This window comes from Chelativorans sp. AA-79, from assembly GCF_029457495.1.
Taxonomy (GTDB): Bacteria; Pseudomonadota; Alphaproteobacteria; order Rhizobiales; family Rhizobiaceae; genus Chelativorans.
In genome coordinates this window covers 1,737,908-1,759,758 of the sequence record NZ_CP120361.1, presented here as the reverse complement: position 1 = coordinate 1,759,758, position 21,851 = coordinate 1,737,908, and the positions used below count along the sequence as shown (strand labels likewise).

Genomic DNA, 21,851 nt, shown 5'->3' with positions numbered 1-21,851 from the left:
GCCGCCGCGCCCTTCGGGTGGCGGCGGCTCCGTCGCAAGCGGGAGGACTTACTTGCGGTAGCCGAGATTCTTCAGCTCGGCGTCGGCAGCCGCGGCCGCCTGGTCGAGCGCGTCCTCCGGCGGGATCTCACCGATGATCGCCTGATAGATGAACGGTGCGATCGCCTCGCGGAGCTGATTGTGGAACGGGAAAGGCGGGGCGCCGCGGAAAAGCGGGCCCTGTTCCTTCATGAGCGTGTAGTAGCCGTCGACCTTCTTGTCCTGCTCGACCACCTTCGGATCGTCATAGGTCGCGGTATGGGTGATGCGCGAGCCGGCCAGAGCCCAGTCCGCCTGCACCTCATCCTGCGCGATATATTGCAGGAAGAGGAGCGCGGCATCCTGGTTCTTCGAGGAGTGCGGGATGCCGAAGGCGCCGCCGTCATAGTACCCGATATAGCCCTCGCCGGATTCCGCCTCCGCCATCACGCCTTCCGCCACCGGAGGAAGCGCAACGCCGACCTTGCCCACGACCGTGGACTTGGTATCGTCGGTCGCGATCCAGGCTGCGTTTTCACCATAGACGAGGCCTTGCGCCGCGCGGCCGGCAGCGAAGGTGGCCGCCACTTCGTCCCAGGTGCTGGAGGTGGATTCGGGAGGCGCGAACTCCAGGTTGCCCAGCCACCACTGCAGCGCCTCCTTGGCCTCCGGGCTGTTCAGCTCTCCCCCGTTCTCGACCGAAACGCCATAGGTCTCCGTGTTGACACCCCAATTGTAGACACCGAAGGTCGGCAGGATGCTTTCCACGAACTCATAGACGGAGGCGGGGTGACCGGACGCGGCCTGCACCGTCGTGCCCCAGAGCTCCTCCCCCTTCTCCTGGCCCTGGGCCGTGAAGAATTCGGCGATCTCGCGATATTGCTGGTGGTTTGTCGCCGGTGCGAGGTCGCGGCCGTATTTCGCCCTGAAGGCCTCCTGCGCCGCCGGATCCTCGAAAAGATCCTTGCGGTAGAGGTAGATCTTGATGAAGGCCTCCATCGGCACGCCGAACAAGTCGCCCTCGGCATTCTGGAAATTTTCCACGAAGCTCGTGAATTCGGAAACCTCGAAATCCGGCGCCTTCAGGTTCGGCTTGTCGGCGAGCGCCTTTGTGAGATTCACGAGGAAGTCGCGCGCGAGATAGCTGTAGATGATGTCCTGCTCGATATAGACGAAGTCATAGATGCCGGTATTGGCTTCCATGTCCTTGATCGCCTTGTCGTACATCTGGTCCCAGGACGTCGCCTCGAATTCGACATTGATGCCGGTCGCCTCGGTGAAGGCCGGTGCGAGCACGTCCTTCACATAGTTGGACGGCGGCGTGCTTTCAGAAATGCCGCGGATCGTCGCGCCTTCGAGCCCCTTTGCGGCATCGGCCCAGAAATCGGCCTTGGCGACCGCCGTTCCCGCCAGGAAGGCGGCCGTTACGGCGGGCAGAACCAGCCTCGTAAAGTGATGCATGTGATCCTCCCATGTTCGAGGTCGGCGGCGCGTGGGGCGGGTCCCTTCCCCGCCGGCTTCTCCTCAAGCCGGCGTGCGGCACGCCTGTCCGACATCTTGACCAATCTCCGCCGGGGCCCTGCCTCGGTTCGGAGCAGAATCCTTGCTCAAACAACTGCTTGCAGCCAAGGCTCCAACTGAACTTTAAGAGCCATTCCCCCGCCTCACCACGCCCGATCGCCGCGGCGTCTGTACTTTTTTGCTGGCTGCGGTGGTATCAGGGTGGCGACTGCCGGGCGAAGCGGTTGGATGGCAACCGCCCTCATGCTGTTACCGGGGCGGCGGCTGCAGATCGAGCCGCTTGTGGGGATAGATTTCACCGCATCTCAAATAATCTCTACAGCAAAAACAAGTGCTTGGTCGCTATTCCTTACGCTGAAGCCGCCATTTTTCTCCCCACCGCCTCCGCCCGGTTTATTCTTTCCCCATCGCTCTCGCGGGAACCGGATGCGCACCGGGTGTTCGGGAGGGCGGCGGAAACCTCCCTCCCCAGGATCGGAACCTGGGGATCCGAGGGCCCGCGACAGGCCGGCGGTGCCGGGGTGCTGGGTCAGAGACAGCATCTCGGAAAAACGGATGCTGGGTGAGAGACGGCATCGCGGAAACCGCGGAGAAGCCGCTAGGGCTCTCCTTCGGCCCGGCAGAGACCACCCCCTTCATTGGGTGCAGCCGGGAAGGAGAAGGGTCCGAGTGATCGGCCGAGGTCGGGACAGACTCCGGCGGGGGTGAGGAGCGGTCCGCGCAGCGGACGAAAAGCCAACGATTTGGCTTTTCGAGCGAACGAACGCCCGGAGCGAAAGCGGAGGGCCAAAGGGAGCGCCTTATTTAATTTTGTGGCGTGAACGGTGCGCCCCGCTTCCCAAGTTCTTTGACAATGGCCAGACGGTGCAAACCGGGCGTGGCAACGGGAAGTGCTGGCCGAAGCCCGGGAGATGCGAGCGACTTGGCGTTCCCGTGACGGGTGGCGACAGTCCCGTCCAACTCACCAGGCGCGCATCTCCAAAGCTTCCAACGGTCGTGCTGCCGTGCTCATCCGCCATGCCTCGCGGCGGTAGTCCGACGGCGTTCGCCGGCAGAATTTTACGAATTGCCGATTGAAGTTGGCGATGTTGTTGAAGCCGACGTCGAAGCAGATATCCGTGATCGGACGGTCGGTCTGCGTGAGAAGAGTACAGGCGGAATGAACCCGCATCCGGTTCACGTAGCGGGCAAAGGTGTGGCCCGTCTGCTTCTTGAAGAAACGGGAGAAGGCGTGCGCCTCCATGCCGCAAAGCCTTGCGACGGTCGTCAGCCGCATATGCGAAGTGAAGTGCTCGAGAATATAGTTCATGGCGATCTCGAGCTTGTCGTGTGCCGGTGATTGAACCGGCGGTAGCGGCGGGCGGAGCGAAAGCGTCCGCCGGTCCGCCGGATTTCGCGCCAGCGCCGCCATCAATTCCAGGAACAGGAGGAGACGCTGGATACCGCGGGCATATCCGATCTGCGCGAGGAGCCGTCGTCCGGCCTGGGCCGTGAGGCCGCTGAACTCCAGTCCGTAGGATGCTTCGGCGAACAGGGCGCCCAGATCCTCGAACTCCGGGGAAAGACTTACGAGCTTGTCGGCAAATTCGGGCGTGAACTGCACCAGCATGTCGCGGTCGGCAACCCGCTCGCCGGCCTTGATGTCGCTGACCCAATTATGCGGCAGGTTCGGCCCGGTGAGGATGACACATCCCGCCTCGAACGGGCCGACATAGTCGCCGATCATCATCTTGCCGGAGGAAGCCTGGATGACGTGGAATTCGTATTCCGGGTGATAGTGCCACTTGGCGAGGTGGTGCGGGTAGTCGTGCACGAACCATCTGAAGGATTCCGACGGTTCGCAGACGATCACCTCGTAGTCGGGAACAAGCTTTCGTTCGGCCCCCATACTCTCCTCCCAATCGGTGCGCTCGGTGCTCTTCCTTTGCTCAAGCCGTTTTCCAGATGGCCTCCGTCCTCCCACGGAGCCCATCACCACTATCGGCGCATTGGAGACGATTTGCACTCAAAAACGACGCGCCGCCATGATGATGCTTCATCATGCATGATCGTCAACGCTCAAGAAAGACGGAAAGCGATCAGACTACTGCGCAACAGTGTCGGCGGGCCGCATTTTTCCAGCCGCTCGCTCGGAGGGTTCCATGTTTGGCGGGAGAAGGCGGATTTCACTGCCTTCCAGCGCGAGAGCCGTCGCTGGAGCAGTATCATGCCGGTCAGACATTCGCCCGATAACCCGGCCGCATCAGCACCTTGACGGAATCGAGTGAATTCGCAACCTTGAGCGCCTCATCCCAATCCTCCAACGCATAGCTGTGGGTCACGATGCCTTCGGAGGTGACGAGACCCCGCACGAGGAGATCTATGGCGATCGGATAGCTGAAGGGGCCGAGATGCGCGCCGCGGACGTCAAGCTCCTTGCGGTCGCCGATAATGGACCAGTCGACGGTCGTCTCGGAGCCGAAGACGGAGAACTCAACGAACCGCCCGAGCTTGCGGATCATCTCCAGCCCCTGCGTGACACCGCTCGGATGGCCCGTGTTCTCGATGTAGACGTCGCAGCCATAGCCGCCGGTGAGGTCCTTCACGGCAGCGACCACATCCTCATTACCGGCGTTAAGGGCGAGGTCCGCGCCGTAGCGCCTGGCAAGCTCCAACCGCTCCTCCACCATATCGACGACGATGAGCTTCCGGGGCGTCTTGAGTCGCGCCACCTGCGTCATCAGAAGGCCGAGGGGACCGGCACCGGCGATCACCACGACATCGTCGAGTTCAATGCCGGCACGCGTCACCGTGTGAACCGCGCAGGCAAGCGGCTCGATGATCGCCGCATGTTCGAGCGGCAGGTGCGAGGGGATCTTGTGCACGACGGCATTGGCCGGAAACTTCATATACTCGGCCATGCCGCCGTCGGCGACCTGCCGCTGGAACCCGAAGATGTTGTGCACCTCGCACATCCAGTACTGGCCGGAACGGCAGAAGCGGCAGCGCCAGCAGGGGACGATCTGCTCGGCGATCACCATCTCGCCCTCGGCGACACCGAAATGTTCGGCCGCCCCCTCGCCCAGTTCCTCCACATAGCCGAAGAACTCGTGGCCGGGGATCACCGGCGGCTTCACATATGGGTTGGGACCGCCCCAGAACATCTGGGCGCCCGACCAGCACTTGCAGTCGCTGGCGCAGATGCCGCACGCAGCCACGCGCGCAACGAGTTCGCGGGGACCCGCCGTCGGCCGCCCAACCTCCTCCACGCGATAATCGCGCGGGCCGTGGCAGACGACGGCGGTCATCTTGTAATTGGGTCTATCCATCTCATCCTCCACGAAGAAGAAGGAAAGTAGGATCAGCGCCGGCAGGCAACCACAATCATTTCACCATGCTCCTGTACTTTTTTGCCGCCCCAGCAACGAGACAGCCCCCTCGGCAGCGAGCTCCGCTATGCGCGCGACCTTGTCGCTGGCCGTCACGCCTCCAGTCGTCGACATGAGTCTCCTGGAATGATCCGGGACGACAGGACCGAGTAACGCCGGTCGCCGTCCTGTCGGCCGGCCAAGCGGACAAGCAGGCTGTCCGCAGCCGCTTCGGCCAGGCGGGCTGGCTCACGATCGATCATCGTGATCGTCGGAGACATGACTCTGCCGAGCCTCGGATGGTCGGCTCCGAGAAGGGAAACGTCATCGGGAAAAGTAAGGCGCAGTCGTTTGAGCGCCTCGATGGCACCAAACAGGATCTGGTTGCCCGCCGCGATGAGCGCAGTTGGACGCCGCTTCCGGTCCATCAATGACATGATCGCATCATATGCATAGGTCTCCGAGTTGCCCCCGTCCACGAGGCGATCGGAGGGTACCGTCAGGCCAGCCTCTTGCATCGCCTGCCGAAACCCGGCGATCCTTTCGCGTCCCGGCCTCATCTTGCTGCTCGGAGCGATGAGCGCGATATCCCGATGGCCGAGCTCCAAGAGATGGCGGACGGCCTGGCGCATGGCTGCGGCGTGATCGCTGACCACGGCATCGACCGCCCCGGGAAGATCGCGATCGACCAGGACGACCGGGCACGACATGGACTGCACGCGCTCGATGATCTCCGGCGAACTTTCGTCGCATGTCTTGAGCAGGACGGCGTCGACCCGGTTGCGCTCGAAGGTGCGCAGCGCATTGCATTCGGTCGCCGGATCGAAGTGGGAACAGGCCAGCATGACCGTGTATCCGGCTTTGTGGAGCACGCGTTCGACATTCTGGGCGACAAACGCGCTCACACCATGTGCGAAGTCGGGCATCAGGAAGCCTATGGTGCGCGACGAGCCGCGCCGCATACTTTGAGCCGCGGCATTCGGCTCGTAGTTGAGCGCGCGCATCGCCGCCTCCACGCGCAGCCGTGTCGAGAGCTTGATCGAAGGGTGATTGTTGATCACCCGCGATACGGTGAGCGTCGACATGCCCGCTTGCGCGGCGACATCTTTGATTGTGGGGCGTCCGTCAGCCATGATCTCTGCCCATTCTCACGAAGCATATCCGACCGCCTGTCAAGGCCGTTGACGTCCGCCGAGCATTCCACTACAAAAGTAATAACGATGCAACTTTTCTGGGAGGAGATGGATGGATCGCCATGCCTGCTGGGTCCGATCGGGTCACCCGGGTCCGGTCGACGATGTCGATCGGCGGGCGGCGCAGCAATGACGCATATCTTCCGCCGCCATTGGGGCACAGCGCTACTGCTTTTGTCTCCGGCGCTGCTTTTTGCGGCGGTCTTCCTGCTCTACCCTCTCCTGAACGGGGTCTATCTCAGCTTCACGAACGCATCGGCGCTCAGGCCCACGCACCGTGTCATCGGCCTTGGCAACTATCAGTATCTTCTTTCCACGCCCGAGTTCTTCGTCGTCCTGTGGAACAGTGCTCTCCTCGTCGGAGGCGCGATCTTGCTTTCGATGGTCGGCGGCCTCGCGCTGGCCCTGATGGTGAACCGACGCCTGCCCGGCACCACCCTGTTTCGCGCCGGCGTTTTCCAGATATGGATCGTGCCGTGGATTTCCGTCGCCATCCTGTGGGGATGGATCTTCAACGCCGACTACGGGATCGTGAACCACCTGCTGACGAGCACCGGGCTGGTCTCGGAGAACGTCAGATGGTTCTCCGACAGCACGACGGCCCGCCTGGTGGTGGTGCTCGGCTTCGCCTGGCGCATGATTCCCTTCATGATGGTGGTTTCGCTCGCCGCCCTTCAGAGCATCCCCTCGGAAATCCTCGAAGCAGCCGATGTGGATGGGGCCACCCCCGTGCAGCGCTTCTTGCGGATCACACTGCCGCTTCTGCGCCCCATGCTCGTCACGCTCGCCCTGCTGCAACTCGTAAAACTGTTCCAAGAGATCACGCTCCCCTGGGTTCTCACCCAGGGCGGTCCGGTGAACAGCACCACCACCCTCAGCCTGTACACCTACAAGCTGGCCTTTCAGCAGTGGGACTACGGGCTCGCCGCGACAGCGGGTACGATCTGGCTTGTCCTGCTCGGCCTTCTCGGGCTCACGGCAATGCAACTGACGCGCCGCCGCTATGACTGATCTGGGACTCGCACGTCGCGACGATGCGGCATTTGAAACCTTCGACAGCCGGCGAAGCGCGGCGTCGGCGGCGAGCTATCTCGTCATGATCGTCAGCCTGCTGATCCTGCTCTTTCCGGTCGCCTGGATGCTGGCCACGGCGTTCAAGAGTCCTGGCGAAGTTTTTGCCGTGCCGCCGCGCTGGATTCCGCGTCGACCGACGCTCGAGCCGTTCGCCTACGCGTTCTCGCCGATCATGCTGCGCTTTTTCCTGAACAGCATGATCATCGCCGCCGTCACGGCGGTCGCGACGACACTCATCGGCGCTTGCGCCGCCTACATCATCTCGCGGATGCGCCATTGGACGACCGACCTTCTGCTCGTCTTCTTCCTGGGGTCGCTGGCCTTTCCCTTGCCGCTCCTGATGATCACGCTCTACCTGACGATCTCCACCTTCGGCCTTCTGGACACGTATCTCGCCGTCGTGATCGGGCATATGATGCTCACGCTTCCGGTGGTCATATGGCTGCTGAAGGGGTTCGCGGACAGTCTTCCGGTCGAAGTCGAGGAAGCCGCCTATATGGACGGCGCGGGTCTGCTCCGGATCGTTTCCTCGATCATCATCCCGATGATGAAGCCGGGGTTCACGGCCGCCGCAATCTACGTATTCGTCACCTCCTGGAACGAGTTCATCTTCGGGCTGACATTCACCACGTCGAACAGCATGCGGCCTCTGCCGGCCGGCATCGCGCTGCTGTTCCTGCAGGAGTTCCAGTACCAGTGGCCCCAGATGATGGCGGTCGCGACCACGGCGAGCGTGCCCGTACTCGTACTCTTCCTGGCGTTCCAGAAGAACTTCGTCGAAGGGGTCACGGCCGGAGCCGTGAAGAGCTAGCCAAAAGGGAGGAAGCATGATGAGAAAGAAGCTGTTTGGATCCGTCCTTGCCACCGCGATGGCCGTGGCGGGCGCCTCTGCGCACGCACAGGAGGTCACGTTCATGGGATGGGTCGGACTTTTCGACTTCCAGAAGGCGGGATGGGAGAACATCGTCAGCTCCTTCGAGGAACAGAACCCCGGCATGACGGTGCGCTACATAGGCACGCCGAACGAGCAGACGCTGAACCAGGCCGTGGTGGCGATCAATGGCGGCAATGCTCCCGACATCATCCAGATCAATCCGGGCGGGGTCTCGCAGTTGAACGGGATGGGCGCGCTCGCGGACCTGAGCGGGCTCATCTCCGAAGAGACGCTGGCACAAGTGCCTGAGGGATATCGCAAGGCGATGTCCTTTGGCGACAGGTTGGTGGCGCTGCCATGGATCCCCGGTCCGATCACCATGGTGTACAATCGCGACCTGATGTCGGAAGCCGGCCTGGATCCGGACTCGCCGCCGCGCACATGGGCGGAGTTCACCGATGCGGTGCAGAAGATCTGCGCGCTTGGCGACCGCAATGGCGGCAAGGTCTATGGCGTTGCACTGCGATCGGCCCAGCAGCCCGTCACCGGGCTTTGGGCGATCCCGCTGATCTGGGCGCAGGGCGGTGAGGTTGTCGATGAAGAGGGGCGCGTCACGTTCGACACGCCCGAGACAAAGGCCGTGCTCGGCTGGTATCGGGACACGATCAACAGCGGGTGTGCTCCGGAGTTCTTCGACATCCAGCAATCGCGGAATGTTTTCGGCCAGGGACGCGCCGGCTTCATCTTCGAAGGGCCTTGGGTCCGCGGTCTTGTCGAAAATCTTTCGGGCGGCACCCTCGAAATGGGCGCCGATGCGGATGTCTGGGTCGCCGACATGCCGTCGGCCGATGGCAATTCGCCGCGCAATCTCGACAATTCCAACATGCTGGTTCTGTCCGAAAACGCGAAGGACAATCCCGCCGCGGCGGCCTTCCTGGAGTTCATCGTCAGCGATCCGCAGGCAGTCGAGTTCTTCTACGAAACCTCGAACCAGCTCACCACCTCGCGGACCGATCTGCTCAATGCCGGCAAGATGGAAGAGGATCCCTACATTCAGGCCTTCGCCGCCACGCTGGAGCACGCCAATCCACTGCCGATCCGCGACGTTCAGGCGACCTCGATGCTCGATGCGCTCGCCGTCGCAATGCAGTCCGTCATAAAGGGCGGAGACATCGACGCCGAAATTGCCAACGTCGAACGTACCGTCGATCGCTTTCGAGACTAGACTATGACCCGGGGCGGCCGCTCCGTACGGCCGCCCCGTCCAGCCGCAGGAAAGTTCATGGCCCCGCCGAATATCCTTCTGGTCGTCGTCGACCAGCTTCGCTTCGACTGTGTCGGCTTTGCCGAAAGATATCCCGTCCGCACACCTCATATCGACCGCTTCGCTTCGGAGGGCACCTGGTTCTCGTCCGCCTATACCCCCATTCCCACGTGCTGCCCCGCCCGCCAGTCGTTTCTGACCGGGAAACGCGCGGAATCCCTCGGCACTCTTTGGAACTATGATCTCGGGCCGAAAATCCCGGCAATTGATCCTTCGCACTGGAGCTGGACGCAGGCTTTTGCCGATGCAGGATATGCCATGTCGTATGTCGGCAAATGGCATGTGAGCCCGCGCCATGATCCCCGGTCCTTTGGATTTGCCACTTATGTCAGCGAGTCGGACTACGAGTCGTTCCGACAGGGGCGTTACCCGGACCTCGAATACCGGAACGGATATTTCGGCGAAGATGATCCCCTCCCGCTCGAAGACACGCGGACGCACTGGCTGGCGGGTCGGTCGATGGACGAGATCCGTCGGCATGCAAAATCCAAGCAGCCATGGCTCGTGCGTCTCGATCTCTCGGAACCGCACCTGCCGTGCCAGCCGGCGAAGCCGTTTTCAGACCTGTTCGGCCCCGGCGACGTTCCGCAGTGGACATCCTTCCGGGAAACCTTCGCCGACAAGCCCTACATCCAGCGCCAGCAGCTGGTGACCTGGCGGATCGAAGACTATGAGTGGGCGGACTGGGCACCCATCGTCGCCCGCTACTACAACACCATCGCGCAAGTGGACGACGCGTTCGGACGTCTGTTGAGCGTTCTGGAAGAGTCCGGAGCCGGAGAAGACACGGTCGTCATCTTCACCTCCGACCACGGAGACATGTGCGGCGGGCACCGCATGATCGACAAGCACTACGTTCTCTACGATGACGTGGTGCATGTCCCCCTGATCGTGCGCATGCCTGGCCGGCGCAACGGGAACCGGTGTGACGATTTCGTCTACAACATGCTGGACCTGCCTCCCACCTTGCTGGAGGCGGCGGGTCTCGAAGTGCCTGATGGGTTGCATGGCAGATCCCTGATGCCGGTCCTGCGGGGGGGAACCGATGCTGCGCCTCGGCAATCGGTGATCGCTACCTACAACGGACAACAGTTCGGCCTTTACAGCCAGCGGATGCTGCGGCAGCGCGACTGGAAATATATCTGGAACGCCACGGACGTGGATGAGCTCTACGACCTCCGACACGACCCCGACGAGTTGGTCAACCTTGCAGGGCGGCAGGCGCAGGCGTCACGCCTCGCGGAGATGCGCAGGACGCTCTACGAGGAACTCATTGCCTGCGACGACAGTCTTGTCGCCAATCAGTGGCTTAAGGATCAGCTCCTCAACAGTCGGAAAATCGGGCCGATCACGACTGCGCGTTCCAACTCTCCGTAGCATCGGCACGATGCTTCCCACCGAGCCAGGACCCGCCGACGCATAACGGCGGTGCAAACGTGCCGAACAGATCGTGATGCCGTTCAAGGAACCTGCTCGTGCTAATTCCGTTCCTCGCCGGGGGCTTCAAGCCTGACGAAAGGGATCATGCGACGCCTGGAAATCTTGGACGGCATGCGAGGTTATTTCCTCGTTTTCATGATGCTGAACCACCTGACCTTCACCGGCGGATACTTGTTGGTGAAGTTCAATCACGGTGAACTGGGCTATGTGCAGGACGCGCAGGGTTTCGTGTTCCTGTCAGGTCTCCTGGTCGGAATGGTCTATGCGCGCCGCATGCTGAAGGAGGGCTATGCGGCGGGTGCCCACAAGATCCGCAAGCGAGCGATGGAAATATATCGCTACGCGGCAGGCTCCATTCTCGCGATCATTGCCCTTGGCCTCGTCTTGACCAGGTCTTCCGTCTACTGGGAGCCTTGGCTTTGGAAGCTTTCCAGCCACGACCCTTTCTATGCGATCGCTTCGCTGCTGCTGCTCTACCAGCCCACCTATATGGATATCCTGCCTCAGTACGTCCTCTACATGCTGGTTTCGCCACCGCTCATCTGGTTATGTGTAACGGGGCGCTGGAAGTGGGTTGCGGTATCTTCGGTCGTCGTGTGGATCGCCGCGCAGCTCGGCCTACACCTTCCACTGGGCAATGGCGTGCACAGCGTCATGGAATGGATCCATGAAGGCGAGATGTTCCGCTCGGCCTTCAACGTTCTTGGGTGGCAGATCGTCTTCATGTCCGGTCTCGTGCTCGGCGCGCTGTCTGCAACCAAAGAGATCGATTGGAAACAGGTGATCACGCCGGAAAAGACCGCCTTGGTATGGGCCGCTCTCGCGCTCGTGCTGATCTTCATGACCATACGCTTCGGCTTCACCTTTGGCTTCCTGCCCGAAGCCGTGGCCGAACGCTTCACCGGTCTCGACAACCGGGTCGAGTTCAGCTTCGTCTATCTGGTGAATTTCATGGCGACGGGATATCTGGTTGCCTGGATGATCATGGCCGGCTCAGTCTCGGACAATCGAGCGGTTCGGATTTTGGGCAAAGGGCTTCGCCGCATATTCAGCCTGTCGTTACTGCGCCTCATCGGTCGCCATTCACTCCAAGTCTATGCTTGGCACGTGATCGTCGTCTATCTGCTGAAGGGCTTAGAATATCACAATGGTCCATTCACGGAATGGACCAAAACGATAATTGCTCTGCTGGCCGTCGGGTCGCTTGCCATACCGGCCCTGTACCGGGAGCGGATGAGCATCCTCGGCAAATATCCTCTTTTGGCGCGCGCACGCCAAGCGGGCCGCTGAGGAAAGAAAGGCGGGCTTGCCGAAATCACAATTCGAAAACTCTCATGAATGACCAAGGGGACTGTGCATCCATGGCTGAGTTCAATCGACGCGATATCCTGTCGCTTTTCCTTTCGTCTCCTTTGGCAGCTGTCCTGCCGGCGCGCGCCCGTGCCGCGGCGGCCGATCATGGGATGACCTTCGGTTCTCCCGAGCCCTTCAACTTCGACACCTTGAAGCGACGTGCGGCGGAGATGGCAGAAACGGTGTGGCAGGATGGGAGATCGCCATACAGCGAAATCCTCGAGAAGATCGATTACGATGCGTTCCAGGCGATCCGGTTCAAGAAAGGCCACGCCCTTTGGGCCGACGACAAGGGCGGTGCGCCGGTTCAGCTCTTCCATCTGGGCCGCTACTTTCAGGAACCGGTCAAGATTCATGTGGTCGAGAACGGTACCGCTCGCGAAATCCTTTATCGGCGCAGCTATTTCGACTTGCCCGCGCATCATCCTGCCCAGAAATTGCCTGACGACATCGGCTTTTCCGGATTTCGGCTGCAGGACCCTTCACAGGAAACGGACTGGATCGCGTTTTTGGGCGCGTCCTATTTCCGCTCCTCCGGAGAGCTCGACCAGTACGGCCTCTCCGCGCGCGGCCTCGCCATCGACACGGCTCTGCAAAAGCCGGAAGAGTTCCCGCGCTTCAGCCAGATATGGCTGGAACGCTTGGAAGGCCAGGAGGGGCGCGTGCTCGTCTACGCCCTTCTCGACAGCCAAAGCATTGCCGGCGCCTACCGCTTTGATTGCGTGAAATCCGGCGGACCCGTGATGGATGTCACGTGCTCGCTCTATCCGCGCAAGGCCATCGAACGCCTCGGCATCGCACCGCTTACTTCCATGTACTGGTACTCGGAAACCAACCGAAGACAGGCTGTCGACTGGCGACCGGAGATCCACGATTCGGATGGATTTGCCATCTGGATGGGCAATGGGGAACGCCTCTGGCGACCGCTCAACAACCCGCCGACAACGGTGACCAACGCCTTCCTCGACGAAAATCCGAAAGGCTTCGGTCTCCTGCAGCGGGACAGGGAGTTCACGCATTATCAGGACGACGGGGTGTTCTACGACCGTCGTCCCTCTGTATGGATCGAGCCGACCAACAAATGGGGCAAGGGCCAGGTTCAACTCGTTGAGATCCCGACGGATGACGAAATCCACGACAACATTGTCACATATTGGGTACCTGACGACGCAGTCGAACCCGGCAGACCGCTCGAATTCGACTATCGGCTTTACTGGACCGCTGACGAGCCCTACCCGGCGGACCTGGGGCAGGTCGTAATGACATCCACCGGGATAGGTGGCGTTCCCGGCCAGCCGAGACCTAAGAACGCAGTGCGTTTCGTCATCGATTTTCGCGGCGAGGCGGTCGGCACCCTCGACCGTGACGATGCAAAACCCGTCATCGACCTCTCGCGCGGAACGGTCAGCCTCACGGATTCTCATCCTGTGGTCGACCAACCAGGCCTCTATCGTGCATTCTTCGATACGACCGTCGAAGGTACGGATCCGATCGACATGCGGATGTATATCCGAGACAATAGCGGCCAAGCGCTCACGGAAACCTGGCTCTATCAATATTTTCCAAGCTACATGGATGATGAGCGTCGATCCTAAGTTGAAGCACCGGGATCACGCAACAGCAGCCGCGATGCCCGCAATGCCGCGCCACCATCGGTCACCCCGCCTGTTTGACGGAGAAAGGGCGTCCCGAATGCCGTGCCCAGGAAGGAAGCCCGCCCTTATCGGTACGGTTGCCGGGTGTGTCGCCTCGACGATCGCCGACGATCTCCACCCCGGAGGCCAGGCCGTAAGGGACTGGGTGGGACGCATCATCTCCCGATGAAGATTGCGACATTCAACATCAACCACATCAACAAGCGGCTGCCGAACCTCCTGGAGTGGCTGCAGGCGTCGAAGCCGGATGTGGTCTGCCTCCAGGAACTCAAGGCCGCTGATGATGCCTTTCCGGAGCATGCCATGGCGGATGCCGGCTATAGCGCTGTCTGGAAGGGCCAAAAATCCTGGAACGGTGTGGCGATCCTCTCGCGCTCCGGGCGGCCTGTGCTGACCCGAACCCATCTGCCCGGTGACAGAACCGATACACAGGCGCGCTACATCGAAGGGGCGGTGAACGGCATTCTCATCGCATCCATCTATGCACCGAACGGAAACCCGCAGCCCGGTCCGAAATTCGACTACAAGCTCACCTGGCTTGAGCGCCTGCGAAAGCACGCGACAACCTTGCGCAAGACCGGTGCGCCGGTTGTGCTGGCAGGCGATTTCAACGTCGCGCCTACGGAGATCGACATCTACCCGACCAAATCCTGGGACGACAATGCGCTCATTCAGCCGGAGAGCCGCGCTGCCTTCCGGCGGCTCGTCGGGCGAAGTTGGACCGATGCGGTCCGCCAAGTCCACCCCGGTGAGCGCATATACACGTTCTGGGACTACAGGCGCATGCGCTGGCAACGCGACGCCGGGCTCAGGCTCGATCATCTGCTCCTGAGTTCCAACCTGCACGACCGCCTCGTCGATGCGGGGGTTGATCGGGAGGTGAGAGCCAGGGAAGGCGCAAGCGACCATGCACCGGCATGGATAAGGTTGAGGTTCGGCTGATGCGAAGCGCAGGATGGATCGTTCATGTCTGAGGCCCGCCCCGGCACCGCTGCACCGAGCCCTCTCGTCAAGGTGCAGGTCGTCGTTATCGGCGCCGGCCAGGCCGGTCTATCGGCGGCCTACCATCTGAAGAGGCGGGGTTTGGCCCCGCACAAAGGTTTCGTGGTGCTCGACCGGTCACCGGAGCCGGGCGGCGCGTGGCAGCATCGCTGGCCATCGCTGACGCTCAGCACCGTAAACCGCATCCACGACCTGCCGGGAATGCCCTTTTCAGAAGCGCTCGACACGACTGCCACGGAGCTACCGGCCAGCACCGCCGTCCCGGCCTATTTCGCTGCCTACGAGAAGAGGTTCGAGCTTCCGGTCTATCGGCCGGTGACCGTGAAGGTCGTTTGCGACAGAGGCGACCGCTTCAGGGTCGAAACGGACCGCGTCCAATTCTCCGCGCGCGGGCTCATCAACGCCACGGGGACCTGGGAGAGCCCCTATATTCCCGACGTTCCCGGGCGCGAGCAGTTCAGGGGCAGACAACTCCATACGAAGGATTACCGCACCGCCGATGCGTTCCGGGGCGAACATGTCGTCGTCGTCGGAGGCGGCATCTCGGCGATCCAGTTGCTCGATGAGATTTCCCAGGTGACTGTGACCAGTTGGGTCACGCGACGGCCTCCGCAGTTTCGGCGGGGTACCTTCGACGCCGAGGCCGGCCGCGCCGCGGTGGCATTGGTGGAAGACCGCGTTCGCCGAGGCCTGCCGCCGGCATCCGTCGTCTCGGTCACCGGGATTCCGGTCACGACCGCTATCGAGGCGATGCAGGCGCGGGGCGTCCTAAATCGGCTGCCCATATTCAGCGAGATCACCGAAGATGGCGTGCGCTGGCCGGACGGAACGACGCTTCGTGCGGACGTGATCCTCTGGTGCACCGGCTTCCGCAGCTCGCTCGACCACTTGGCGCCGTTAATGTTGCGCGGCGAAGGCGGCGGCATCAAGATGACGGGCCGTCTGGCGACGCAGGTCTCCAAGGACCCACGTGTACATCTGGTGGGCCACGGCCCCTCCGCATCCACCATCGGCGCCAATCGCGCAGGCGGCGCTGCCGCACAGGAGCTGATGGCATTTCTTGCCGAGCATTGACCCGCCTGGCGCAACGCGATCGGCGCGAGGGCGGCGATTCGGAAACGCACATTCCTGCCGTGCAGGGTTTCGAGCTGGCACATCGGCACTTCGTCCGAATGCTTGGACAGGGTGGATATTCGGAGAGGCTGCGATCAGAAGGGGCCGGCCTGCCGGTATTGCCGCACGTGCTCGATGAGCGCGCGCAGCTTGGGTGCCATGTTCCGGCGGTGCGGGAAGTACAGGTAGAAGCCCGTGAATGGCGGGAGATAGTCCTCAAGCAAGGAAACCAGCTCGCCGCGGTCGAGATAGGGGCGAAACGTCTCCTCTATCCCGAATGTGATGCCGCCGCCTGCCAATGCGGTCCGGATCATCAGGAGCATGTCGTTTGTCGTGATCTGCGGCTCGACCGCGACGTCGAAGGCACGGCCGTCTTCCTCGAACTCCCATCTGTAGGGTGCGACGCCGAGGGAGGGACGCCAGCCGATGCAACGGTGACTGACGAGATCACGAGGGTGGTCCGGCGATCCGTGCACGGCAAGATATTTCGGTGCGGCGACCGCGACCTCCCGCTGATCGCCGGTCAGGGGGACGGCGATCATATCCTGTTCGATCACATCGCCGAGCCGGACGCCGGCATCGAACCCGGCGGCAACGATGTCGAACTCGTCGTCAGTCACGGTGACGTCGATGGTGATCTCGGGATAAGCCTCCGCGAACGACGCGATGAGAGGCCCGGAAAGGAAGCGCTCGGCGATCGAGGTCGCCGCGATTCGCAGCAGACCGCGCGGGGCGGTGTCGCCCGCCAGTTCCTCCATCGCTGTGTGCACCTCCGCCAGCGGGCGGGAGAGGGCGACGTGGAGGCGCTCCCCGGCTTCCGTCAACCGCACGCTGCGGGTGGTGCGGGTGACAAGCGCCACCCCACAGGCATCCTCCAGCCGCCGGACACCCTGGCTGACGGCTGAGCGGGTAATCCCGAGACGGTCGGCGGCGGCCCGGAAATTCGCCTCCTCGGCCACGGCGAGAAACAAGGTCAGCAGGTTCAGATCGATTGCCATTGTCGCTCGGAGCTAACCATTGAGGTTAGGAATGAGAGGATACCGGCGACAATGCCCTTTGCCTAGCTCTGTCGTGTCAGACCCTCTCAATTGAATGGAGACAGGAATGGACAAGGTCATATTGATCACAGGCGCATCCAGCGGCATCGGGGCCGGACTCGCGCGGGAACTGGGTGCTGCAGGAGCGCATATCCTGCTGGGCGCGCGGCGCCTCGACCGGATCGAGGCGTTGGCGGCGGGAATCAACGAAGTCGGCGGCACCGCCGAAGCCATGGCGCTCGACGTCACGGACCGGGACGCCATGGCGGCCTTTGCGAACAGGGCCGTTGAGCGCTGGGGACGCATCGACGTACTCATCAACAATGCCGGCATAATGCCGCTCTCGCCCCTTGGCGCCCTGAAGCTGGACGAATGGGAACGGATGGTCGACGTCAACATCAAGGGCGTGCTGTGGGGCATCGGCGCCGTGCTGCCGGCGATGGAGCGGCAGGAATCCGGCCAGATCATCAACATCGCGTCGATCGGCGCGCACCGCGTCGTTCCCACGGCCGCCGTTTATTACGCGACCAAATTCGCCGTGCGGGCCATCTCCGAAGGTTTGCGCCAGGAGAGCGATCGCATCCGCGTGACCTGCGTGAATCCGGGCGTCGTCGAATCCGAACTCGCTTCGACCATCACCGATCCGGAAACCGCGAAAGCCATGGAGGAATGGCGGCGCATCGCGCTCAAGCCCGCCGACATCGCCCTGGCCGTGCGGCAGATCATCGAGGCGCCGGAAACCGTCGACACCAGCGAGATCACCATCCGGCCGACGGCGTCTCCCAACTGAACCAATCCGACCCGAGAAGGAATCCACACATGAAACGTCACACGACTGTCCTTGCCGCCGGCCTGGTGCTCGTTGCCGATGCCGGTCCCCTTTCCGGACAGGAGAACGTCCGCGAGCAAGAAGGTGCGAAGGCGCCCCTCGAACTTCAAAGCGGCACGGACGCGTTGACTGGGAACGGAAATCGCCCCTTTTTTCGAGACGGCGGAGGACCGGAAGTGACCCGGGAAGCCGCCAGCCATCCCTATATCGGCATGTGGGTAACCGGTGATGGCCACATCCGCCACGAGCTCCTGCCGAACGGCCGTTATGTCGAGGCGCGCGGCAATCGTGAGCGCGCCTATGAAGGCCGCTACGAGATTACCGGCGACCATATCGAATACTGGGACGACACGGGCTTCACGGCCGACGGCGATTTCATCGACGGCGTCCTGCACCATGCCGGGATGATCCTCTATCGCAGCCGATGATCGCGTTGCGCGGCAGTATCGACTGCAGCACGGCGTTAGACTGGCTCAATTGGAAGCAAACGAAAGCAGAGCCGCGCAACCGGAAATCCCGTTGCGCGGCTCCGACGGTTTACGCGAGCAACTGAACGACGGCGTCGTTCAGTGGGCGCTGAGCGTCTCCACCGCGTGATCAAAGCGGCCTTCTCGCTCCGCCCAGCGCAGGAAGCCCACGCGCTCCACCAGGATCTCCTTGGGCGTCGGCTGCTTCTGAAAGAGCGCCATGGCCTCGTCGATGAACGCGTCGAGGGGCATATACTCCTCGCGCGCCGACTGGCCGGGGGTAAGCTCGGTTCGAACTGCAGGCGGCGCAAGCTCGATCACCTCCACCTTGTCTTTGAGCTGCTGGCGCAGCGAGACCGTGTAGGAGTGGATTGCCGCCTTGGTCGCGTTGTAGGTTGGCGTGCTGCTGAGCGGCACGAAAGCGAGGCCCGACGTGACGTTGACGATCGCGGCGTTTGGCTGGCCTCGGAGATGATCGATCAGCGCGTTGGTGAGTCGGATCGGCCCGAGCAGGTTGGTGACAACAGTCTCTTCCGCATCGCGCAGATCGCGGGACCTGGTCAGATCCTCGCGGCGCATGATGCCGGCGTTGTTGATCAGGACATTGAGCGCCGGATACTCGGCGGTCACGCGCCGGGCAAAATCGCTGATCGCTTTCGGGTCCTCGACGTCGAGGATCATCGCGTGCATGCGATCCCGTCCGGCGATGGTCTCCACCAGCGTCTCCATGCGGCGGCCGGCGACGATCACCGTGTTGCCGAGCTCGAAGAAGTGCTGCGCCAGCTCCCGACCGATTCCGGATCCGCCGCCGGTGATGAGGATGGTGTTTCCTGTTGTTTTCATGGGCTTTGCTCCTTGTTGCAAAAGGGATCAGACGATGCCGCCATTGGCGAAGACCGTCTGTCCGTTGATCCAGGTGCCGTCGCCGCTGCAGAGTGCTGCGATCGCTTCGGCAATGTCTTCTGGTTCGCCGATGCGGCCATGCGGCGTGCGGGCGGCGAAGCCGGCGATCTGCTCCGGCGTCTTGCCGTCGGTGAAGAGCGTCGTGTTGACGACGCCCGGCGCCATGGCATTCACCGAGATCATCCGGCCTTCGAGCTCCTTGGCGAGAACGCTGGCAAAGAGCCCCTGCGCGGCCTTGGTGGCGGCGTAAGGTCCGTAGGTCGGGGTACGCAGCTGTATGATGCTCGACGAGAGCGCGATGATGCGGCCGCCGTCGCGTACCCGCCGCGCCGCCTCCCGCAGCACGAAGAAGCTGCCCTTCTGGTTGACGTCGACCATGCGGCTGAAATCGGCGTCGCTCATGTCGCTGAAAGAAGCGAGGTTCATGATGCCGGCATTGCTCACCACCACGTCGACGCCGCCGAAGGCGCGCTCGTTCTCATCGAACAGGCGTTGCACGGCGGCTGGATCGCTGACATCGGCCTGCACCCAGATGGCGCGGCCGCCCGCAGCCTCGATCTCTCCCGCAACCGCCGCCGCAAGATCGCGGTTCTTCTCGCAATTGACGGTTACGGCATATCCGTCGCGGGCGAGACGCTTGGCGGTCGCCGCACCGATGCCCCTTGAAGAGCCGGTCACCAGGGCGACTTTGCCGTTCGTCGTCGGCGCCGGAATCGGGCTGGTCGTTTGAGCGTGCGCGGCCCCCATGGCGAGTGCGGCGGAGCCGATCGCAACACCCGCCAGCACCGTCCGTCTCGGTAGCTTGTTTTGTTCAGACATTGTCGTCTCCTTCCTCATCGAGAGAATTGGCTTTTGCCACAACCTCACATACCGCCCATGGGCGTGTCGGGGCTTGCCAAAGCATGCGCAAAACTTGCCGGATCCTGCAGGTCGGGTGATATTTGCTCGCGCGCGTGCTAGGGTCGTTGCGGTTACAGGAGAGATCCCATGGATGCGCTCAAGGATGTCGTTCGCAACTACGCGGCTCACCATGCAAACAACGAGGGGCTGGCGCTGACGCCGGTGCCGGGCCTGCGCATGATGTGTGTCGAATCACCGCCCGGCGATCTGCATTCGATCTACCGCCCGCTGGTTTGCCTCGTTCTGCAGGGCGCCAAACGCATGACCGTGGGACGGGAGCAGCACGTCTTCTTCGCGGGGCAGTCGGTGATCGTGAGCGCTGACATGCCGGTCGTGGGCCGGATCGTGCAGGCGAGCCCGGACGAGCCCTACATAGCGATCGCTGTCGAACTGGAAATGGCGACCCTGCGCGAACTCGCAGCGCATCTGGGCGACTCGCGCGCGCAGCGTCCTTCGGAGATACGCACCTTGTTCTCCGAACACACGAACGACGCGGTTCTGGATTGCGCAATGCGGCTGATGCAGCTGATCGACAGGCCCGATGCGATGCCGCTGCTGCGCCCCGGGATTATGCGGGAGCTGCATTATTGGCTTCTCTCCGGACAGCACGGCAGGGCCCTGCGGGCCCTCGCCGCCCCCGACGGCCACGAGAGTCGCCTGGCGGCGGCCATCGCGATCCTGAGGGAGGAATATCGATCGCGCATACCCGTCGAGCGCCTGGCGACGGCCGCCGCGATGAGCCTCACCGCCTTTTACAAGCATTTCAGGCACATGACCTCGCTGACGCCGGGGCAGTATCAAAAGCGGCTTCGCCTCATCGAAGCCCGCCGCCTGATGCTGGAAGAGGGCTTTTCGGCAAGCAGCGCGGCATTCGAGGTGGGGTATGAAAGCGTCTCGCAGTTCACCCGCGAATATGGCCGTCTCTTCAAGGCCTCGCCCAAGCGTTCCGTCCTTCGCTTTCGAGAAACGTCAGGGAACGGCGCGGAGGGGCTGCTTCAGGCAGAACAGGCGAACGCCGCATAACCTCTCACGACACCTCAGACGGTGTTGAGAATCCCGGCCATTTCTTCGCGATGAGCACGGACCTGGCTGCTGCCGATCGTGGCGAGGGCATGGTCGCGCTGTCCGCCAAAATCGGCCGGCGGGACCGGACGCGAATCCTAATGTATCGCAGCGCGTGCGTGGTTCTGGAATGTGCACGTGGGGAGGGCAACGGCGTCACCCTCCCCACCCGGTGCTGGAGATGAAACATCTCGGCATCAGAGCTACCGAACCGGCAGGTCGTTCTGATCGCTGATGCCGAAGTCATCCGAGGCGTTGTATCCCCTGTACACCCGGTCCGTGCGACCGATCTGCGTGCCAACGGGATAGCCGAAGGTGCTGGGGGTAGCGGCCCCGGCATCGATGCCACCGAACTGCCGGCGGCTGAGCGACGTCGGCAGGTCGTCTTGGTCGCTCGGGCCAAAGCTGTTCGCGGCGGAGAATCCAGGCGCGACGTTGGAGCTGGCCTGGAACGCCGGCGCACTCACCTGCGGTGTCTGGTGCGGGGAATCGTTACTGGCAAGGGCAGAGCCTGCCCAAAGCAATACAACGAGGGTCGAAGTGACGGGCATGATCTTACGCATAATGGTTTCCTTTCAGTGTCGAGGTTGAAGGCGTCCGAGTTCGACGAGCGATGAACACTCAAGCGCGATCCCGTGAGGTGGAAGCGCTGGAAGGTGTCGCGCTCGTAGCTCACATTGGACAGGTTGGTTGTAGTGCTTCACGCGACCGCCCGCCGTCGCAGGGTTGCGGCGACTGT

Annotated in this window: 19 protein-coding genes; 11 read left to right on the top strand and 8 right to left on the bottom strand. The window is 62.4% G+C overall.

All coding sequences use genetic code 11. The features are described from left to right. Positions 1-48: 48 nt before the first annotated feature. The 4 genes from PVE73_RS08555 to PVE73_RS08540 all read right to left on the bottom strand — a co-directional run bounded on the left by PVE73_RS08555 (position 49) and on the right by PVE73_RS08540 (position 6,019). Positions 49-1,479 carry an extracellular solute-binding protein gene (locus PVE73_RS08555; RefSeq protein WP_277366531.1) on the bottom strand — a complete coding sequence of 477 codons (1,431 nt, stop codon included), beginning with the start codon at positions 1,477-1,479 and terminating at the stop codon, positions 49-51. 1,021 nt (positions 1,480-2,500) lie between these two features. After that, on the bottom strand, positions 2,501-3,427 hold the full coding sequence (locus PVE73_RS08550) for an AraC family transcriptional regulator (RefSeq protein ID WP_277366530.1): 927 nt from the start codon (positions 3,425-3,427) through the stop codon (positions 2,501-2,503). Positions 3,428-3,752: 325 nt separating this feature from the next. Further along, complete coding sequence (locus PVE73_RS08545) at positions 3,753-4,847, bottom strand: alcohol dehydrogenase catalytic domain-containing protein (protein WP_277366529.1); 1,095 nt, start codon at positions 4,845-4,847, stop codon at positions 3,753-3,755. Between the two features lie 152 nt (positions 4,848-4,999). Continuing rightward, entirely contained in the window at positions 5,000-6,019 is a 1,020-nt protein-coding gene (locus tag PVE73_RS08540) for a LacI family DNA-binding transcriptional regulator (RefSeq protein ID WP_277366528.1), read from the bottom strand. 189 nt (positions 6,020-6,208) lie between these two features. On the opposite strand from PVE73_RS08540, the gene PVE73_RS08535 reads away from it, so the two are divergent. The 8 genes from PVE73_RS08535 (at position 6,209) to PVE73_RS08500 (ending at position 15,875) form a co-directional block, all read left to right on the top strand. After that, complete coding sequence (locus tag PVE73_RS08535; RefSeq protein WP_277366527.1) at positions 6,209-7,090, top strand: sugar ABC transporter permease; 882 nt, start codon at positions 6,209-6,211, stop codon at positions 7,088-7,090. Continuing rightward, positions 7,083-7,964, top strand: coding sequence for a carbohydrate ABC transporter permease (locus PVE73_RS08530; protein WP_277366526.1), 882 nt, complete (start codon positions 7,083-7,085; stop codon positions 7,962-7,964). Before PVE73_RS08535 ends, PVE73_RS08530 begins: the two co-directional genes overlap by 8 nt. A gap of 19 nt (positions 7,965-7,983) precedes the next feature. Continuing rightward, complete coding sequence (locus PVE73_RS08525) at positions 7,984-9,252, top strand: sugar ABC transporter substrate-binding protein (protein WP_277366525.1); 1,269 nt, start codon at positions 7,984-7,986, stop codon at positions 9,250-9,252. A 57-nt stretch (positions 9,253-9,309) separates the two neighbouring features. Further along, positions 9,310-10,728 carry a sulfatase-like hydrolase/transferase gene (locus PVE73_RS08520; protein WP_277366524.1) on the top strand — a complete coding sequence of 473 codons (1,419 nt, stop codon included), beginning with the start codon at positions 9,310-9,312 and terminating at the stop codon, positions 10,726-10,728. Between the two features lie 147 nt (positions 10,729-10,875). Beyond that, positions 10,876-12,081: an OpgC domain-containing protein gene (locus PVE73_RS08515; RefSeq protein WP_277366523.1), complete on the top strand. Its 1,206-nt coding sequence runs from the start codon at positions 10,876-10,878 to the stop codon at positions 12,079-12,081. Between the two features lie 44 nt (positions 12,082-12,125). Further along, a complete protein-coding gene (locus tag PVE73_RS08510; RefSeq protein WP_346772419.1) occupies positions 12,126-13,739 on the top strand; it encodes a glucan biosynthesis protein D in 1,614 nt (537 codons plus the stop codon). A 225-nt stretch (positions 13,740-13,964) separates the two neighbouring features. Then, entirely contained in the window at positions 13,965-14,741 is a 777-nt protein-coding gene (gene xth, locus PVE73_RS08505; RefSeq protein ID WP_277366522.1) for an exodeoxyribonuclease III, read from the top strand. Positions 14,742-14,765: 24 nt separating this feature from the next. Next, positions 14,766-15,875 carry an FAD-dependent oxidoreductase gene (locus PVE73_RS08500; protein ID WP_277366521.1) on the top strand — a complete coding sequence of 370 codons (1,110 nt, stop codon included), beginning with the start codon at positions 14,766-14,768 and terminating at the stop codon, positions 15,873-15,875. A gap of 134 nt (positions 15,876-16,009) precedes the next feature. Here the strand turns inward: PVE73_RS08500 and PVE73_RS08495 are convergent, their stop codons facing one another. Beyond that, complete coding sequence (locus PVE73_RS08495) at positions 16,010-16,912, bottom strand: LysR family transcriptional regulator (protein WP_277366520.1); 903 nt, start codon at positions 16,910-16,912, stop codon at positions 16,010-16,012. A gap of 106 nt (positions 16,913-17,018) precedes the next feature. Between PVE73_RS08495 and PVE73_RS08490 the strand changes: the two genes are divergently transcribed. Together PVE73_RS08490 and PVE73_RS08485 are read left to right on the top strand one after the other, a co-directional pair. Then, a complete protein-coding gene (locus PVE73_RS08490) occupies positions 17,019-17,741 on the top strand; it encodes an SDR family oxidoreductase (protein ID WP_277366519.1) in 723 nt (240 codons plus the stop codon). A 29-nt stretch (positions 17,742-17,770) separates the two neighbouring features. After that, on the top strand, positions 17,771-18,208 hold the full coding sequence (locus PVE73_RS08485) for an Atu4866 domain-containing protein (RefSeq protein ID WP_277366518.1): 438 nt from the start codon (positions 17,771-17,773) through the stop codon (positions 18,206-18,208). 138 nt (positions 18,209-18,346) lie between these two features. Here the strand turns inward: PVE73_RS08485 and PVE73_RS08480 are convergent, their stop codons facing one another. Both PVE73_RS08480 and PVE73_RS08475 read right to left on the bottom strand, forming a co-directional pair. Next, complete coding sequence (locus PVE73_RS08480; RefSeq protein ID WP_277366517.1) at positions 18,347-19,090, bottom strand: SDR family oxidoreductase; 744 nt, start codon at positions 19,088-19,090, stop codon at positions 18,347-18,349. A gap of 27 nt (positions 19,091-19,117) precedes the next feature. Continuing rightward, positions 19,118-19,969: an SDR family oxidoreductase gene (locus PVE73_RS08475; protein ID WP_277366516.1), complete on the bottom strand. Its 852-nt coding sequence runs from the start codon at positions 19,967-19,969 to the stop codon at positions 19,118-19,120. 168 nt (positions 19,970-20,137) lie between these two features. Between PVE73_RS08475 and PVE73_RS08470 the strand changes: the two genes are divergently transcribed. Beyond that, complete coding sequence (locus tag PVE73_RS08470) at positions 20,138-21,073, top strand: AraC family transcriptional regulator (RefSeq protein WP_277366515.1); 936 nt, start codon at positions 20,138-20,140, stop codon at positions 21,071-21,073. Positions 21,074-21,315: 242 nt separating this feature from the next. Here PVE73_RS08470 and PVE73_RS08465 read toward each other — a convergent pair whose 3' ends face one another. Beyond that, positions 21,316-21,675 carry a hypothetical protein gene (locus tag PVE73_RS08465; protein ID WP_277366514.1) on the bottom strand — a complete coding sequence of 120 codons (360 nt, stop codon included), beginning with the start codon at positions 21,673-21,675 and terminating at the stop codon, positions 21,316-21,318. Positions 21,676-21,851: the final 176 nt, after the last annotated feature.

Excerpts from the sequence above, each read along its gene's own strand:
- PVE73_RS08555 (WP_277366531.1), bottom strand. The coding sequence starts at position 1,479 with ATGCATCACTTTACGAGGCTGGTTCTGCCCGCCGTAACGGCCGCCTTC.
- PVE73_RS08550 (WP_277366530.1), bottom strand. The coding sequence starts at position 3,427 with ATGGGGGCCGAACGAAAGCTTGTTCCCGACTACGAGGTGATCGTCTGC.
- PVE73_RS08545 (WP_277366529.1), bottom strand. The coding sequence starts at position 4,847 with ATGGATAGACCCAATTACAAGATGACCGCCGTCGTCTGCCACGGCCCG.
- PVE73_RS08540 (WP_277366528.1), bottom strand. The coding sequence starts at position 6,019 with ATGGCTGACGGACGCCCCACAATCAAAGATGTCGCCGCGCAAGCGGGC.
- PVE73_RS08535 (WP_277366527.1), top strand. The coding sequence starts at position 6,209 with ATGACGCATATCTTCCGCCGCCATTGGGGCACAGCGCTACTGCTTTTG.
- PVE73_RS08530 (WP_277366526.1), top strand. The coding sequence starts at position 7,083 with ATGACTGATCTGGGACTCGCACGTCGCGACGATGCGGCATTTGAAACC.
- PVE73_RS08525 (WP_277366525.1), top strand. The coding sequence starts at position 7,984 with ATGAGAAAGAAGCTGTTTGGATCCGTCCTTGCCACCGCGATGGCCGTG.
- PVE73_RS08520 (WP_277366524.1), top strand. The coding sequence starts at position 9,310 with ATGGCCCCGCCGAATATCCTTCTGGTCGTCGTCGACCAGCTTCGCTTC.
- PVE73_RS08515 (WP_277366523.1), top strand. The coding sequence starts at position 10,876 with ATGCGACGCCTGGAAATCTTGGACGGCATGCGAGGTTATTTCCTCGTT.
- PVE73_RS08510 (WP_346772419.1), top strand. The coding sequence starts at position 12,126 with ATGAATGACCAAGGGGACTGTGCATCCATGGCTGAGTTCAATCGACGC.
- xth (WP_277366522.1), top strand. The coding sequence starts at position 13,965 with ATGAAGATTGCGACATTCAACATCAACCACATCAACAAGCGGCTGCCG.
- PVE73_RS08500 (WP_277366521.1), top strand. The coding sequence starts at position 14,766 with ATGTCTGAGGCCCGCCCCGGCACCGCTGCACCGAGCCCTCTCGTCAAG.
- PVE73_RS08495 (WP_277366520.1), bottom strand. The coding sequence starts at position 16,912 with ATGGCAATCGATCTGAACCTGCTGACCTTGTTTCTCGCCGTGGCCGAG.
- PVE73_RS08490 (WP_277366519.1), top strand. The coding sequence starts at position 17,019 with ATGGACAAGGTCATATTGATCACAGGCGCATCCAGCGGCATCGGGGCC.
- PVE73_RS08485 (WP_277366518.1), top strand. The coding sequence starts at position 17,771 with ATGAAACGTCACACGACTGTCCTTGCCGCCGGCCTGGTGCTCGTTGCC.
- PVE73_RS08480 (WP_277366517.1), bottom strand. The coding sequence starts at position 19,090 with ATGAAAACAACAGGAAACACCATCCTCATCACCGGCGGCGGATCCGGA.
- PVE73_RS08475 (WP_277366516.1), bottom strand. The coding sequence starts at position 19,969 with ATGTCTGAACAAAACAAGCTACCGAGACGGACGGTGCTGGCGGGTGTT.
- PVE73_RS08470 (WP_277366515.1), top strand. The coding sequence starts at position 20,138 with ATGGATGCGCTCAAGGATGTCGTTCGCAACTACGCGGCTCACCATGCA.
- PVE73_RS08465 (WP_277366514.1), bottom strand. The coding sequence starts at position 21,675 with ATGCGTAAGATCATGCCCGTCACTTCGACCCTCGTTGTATTGCTTTGG.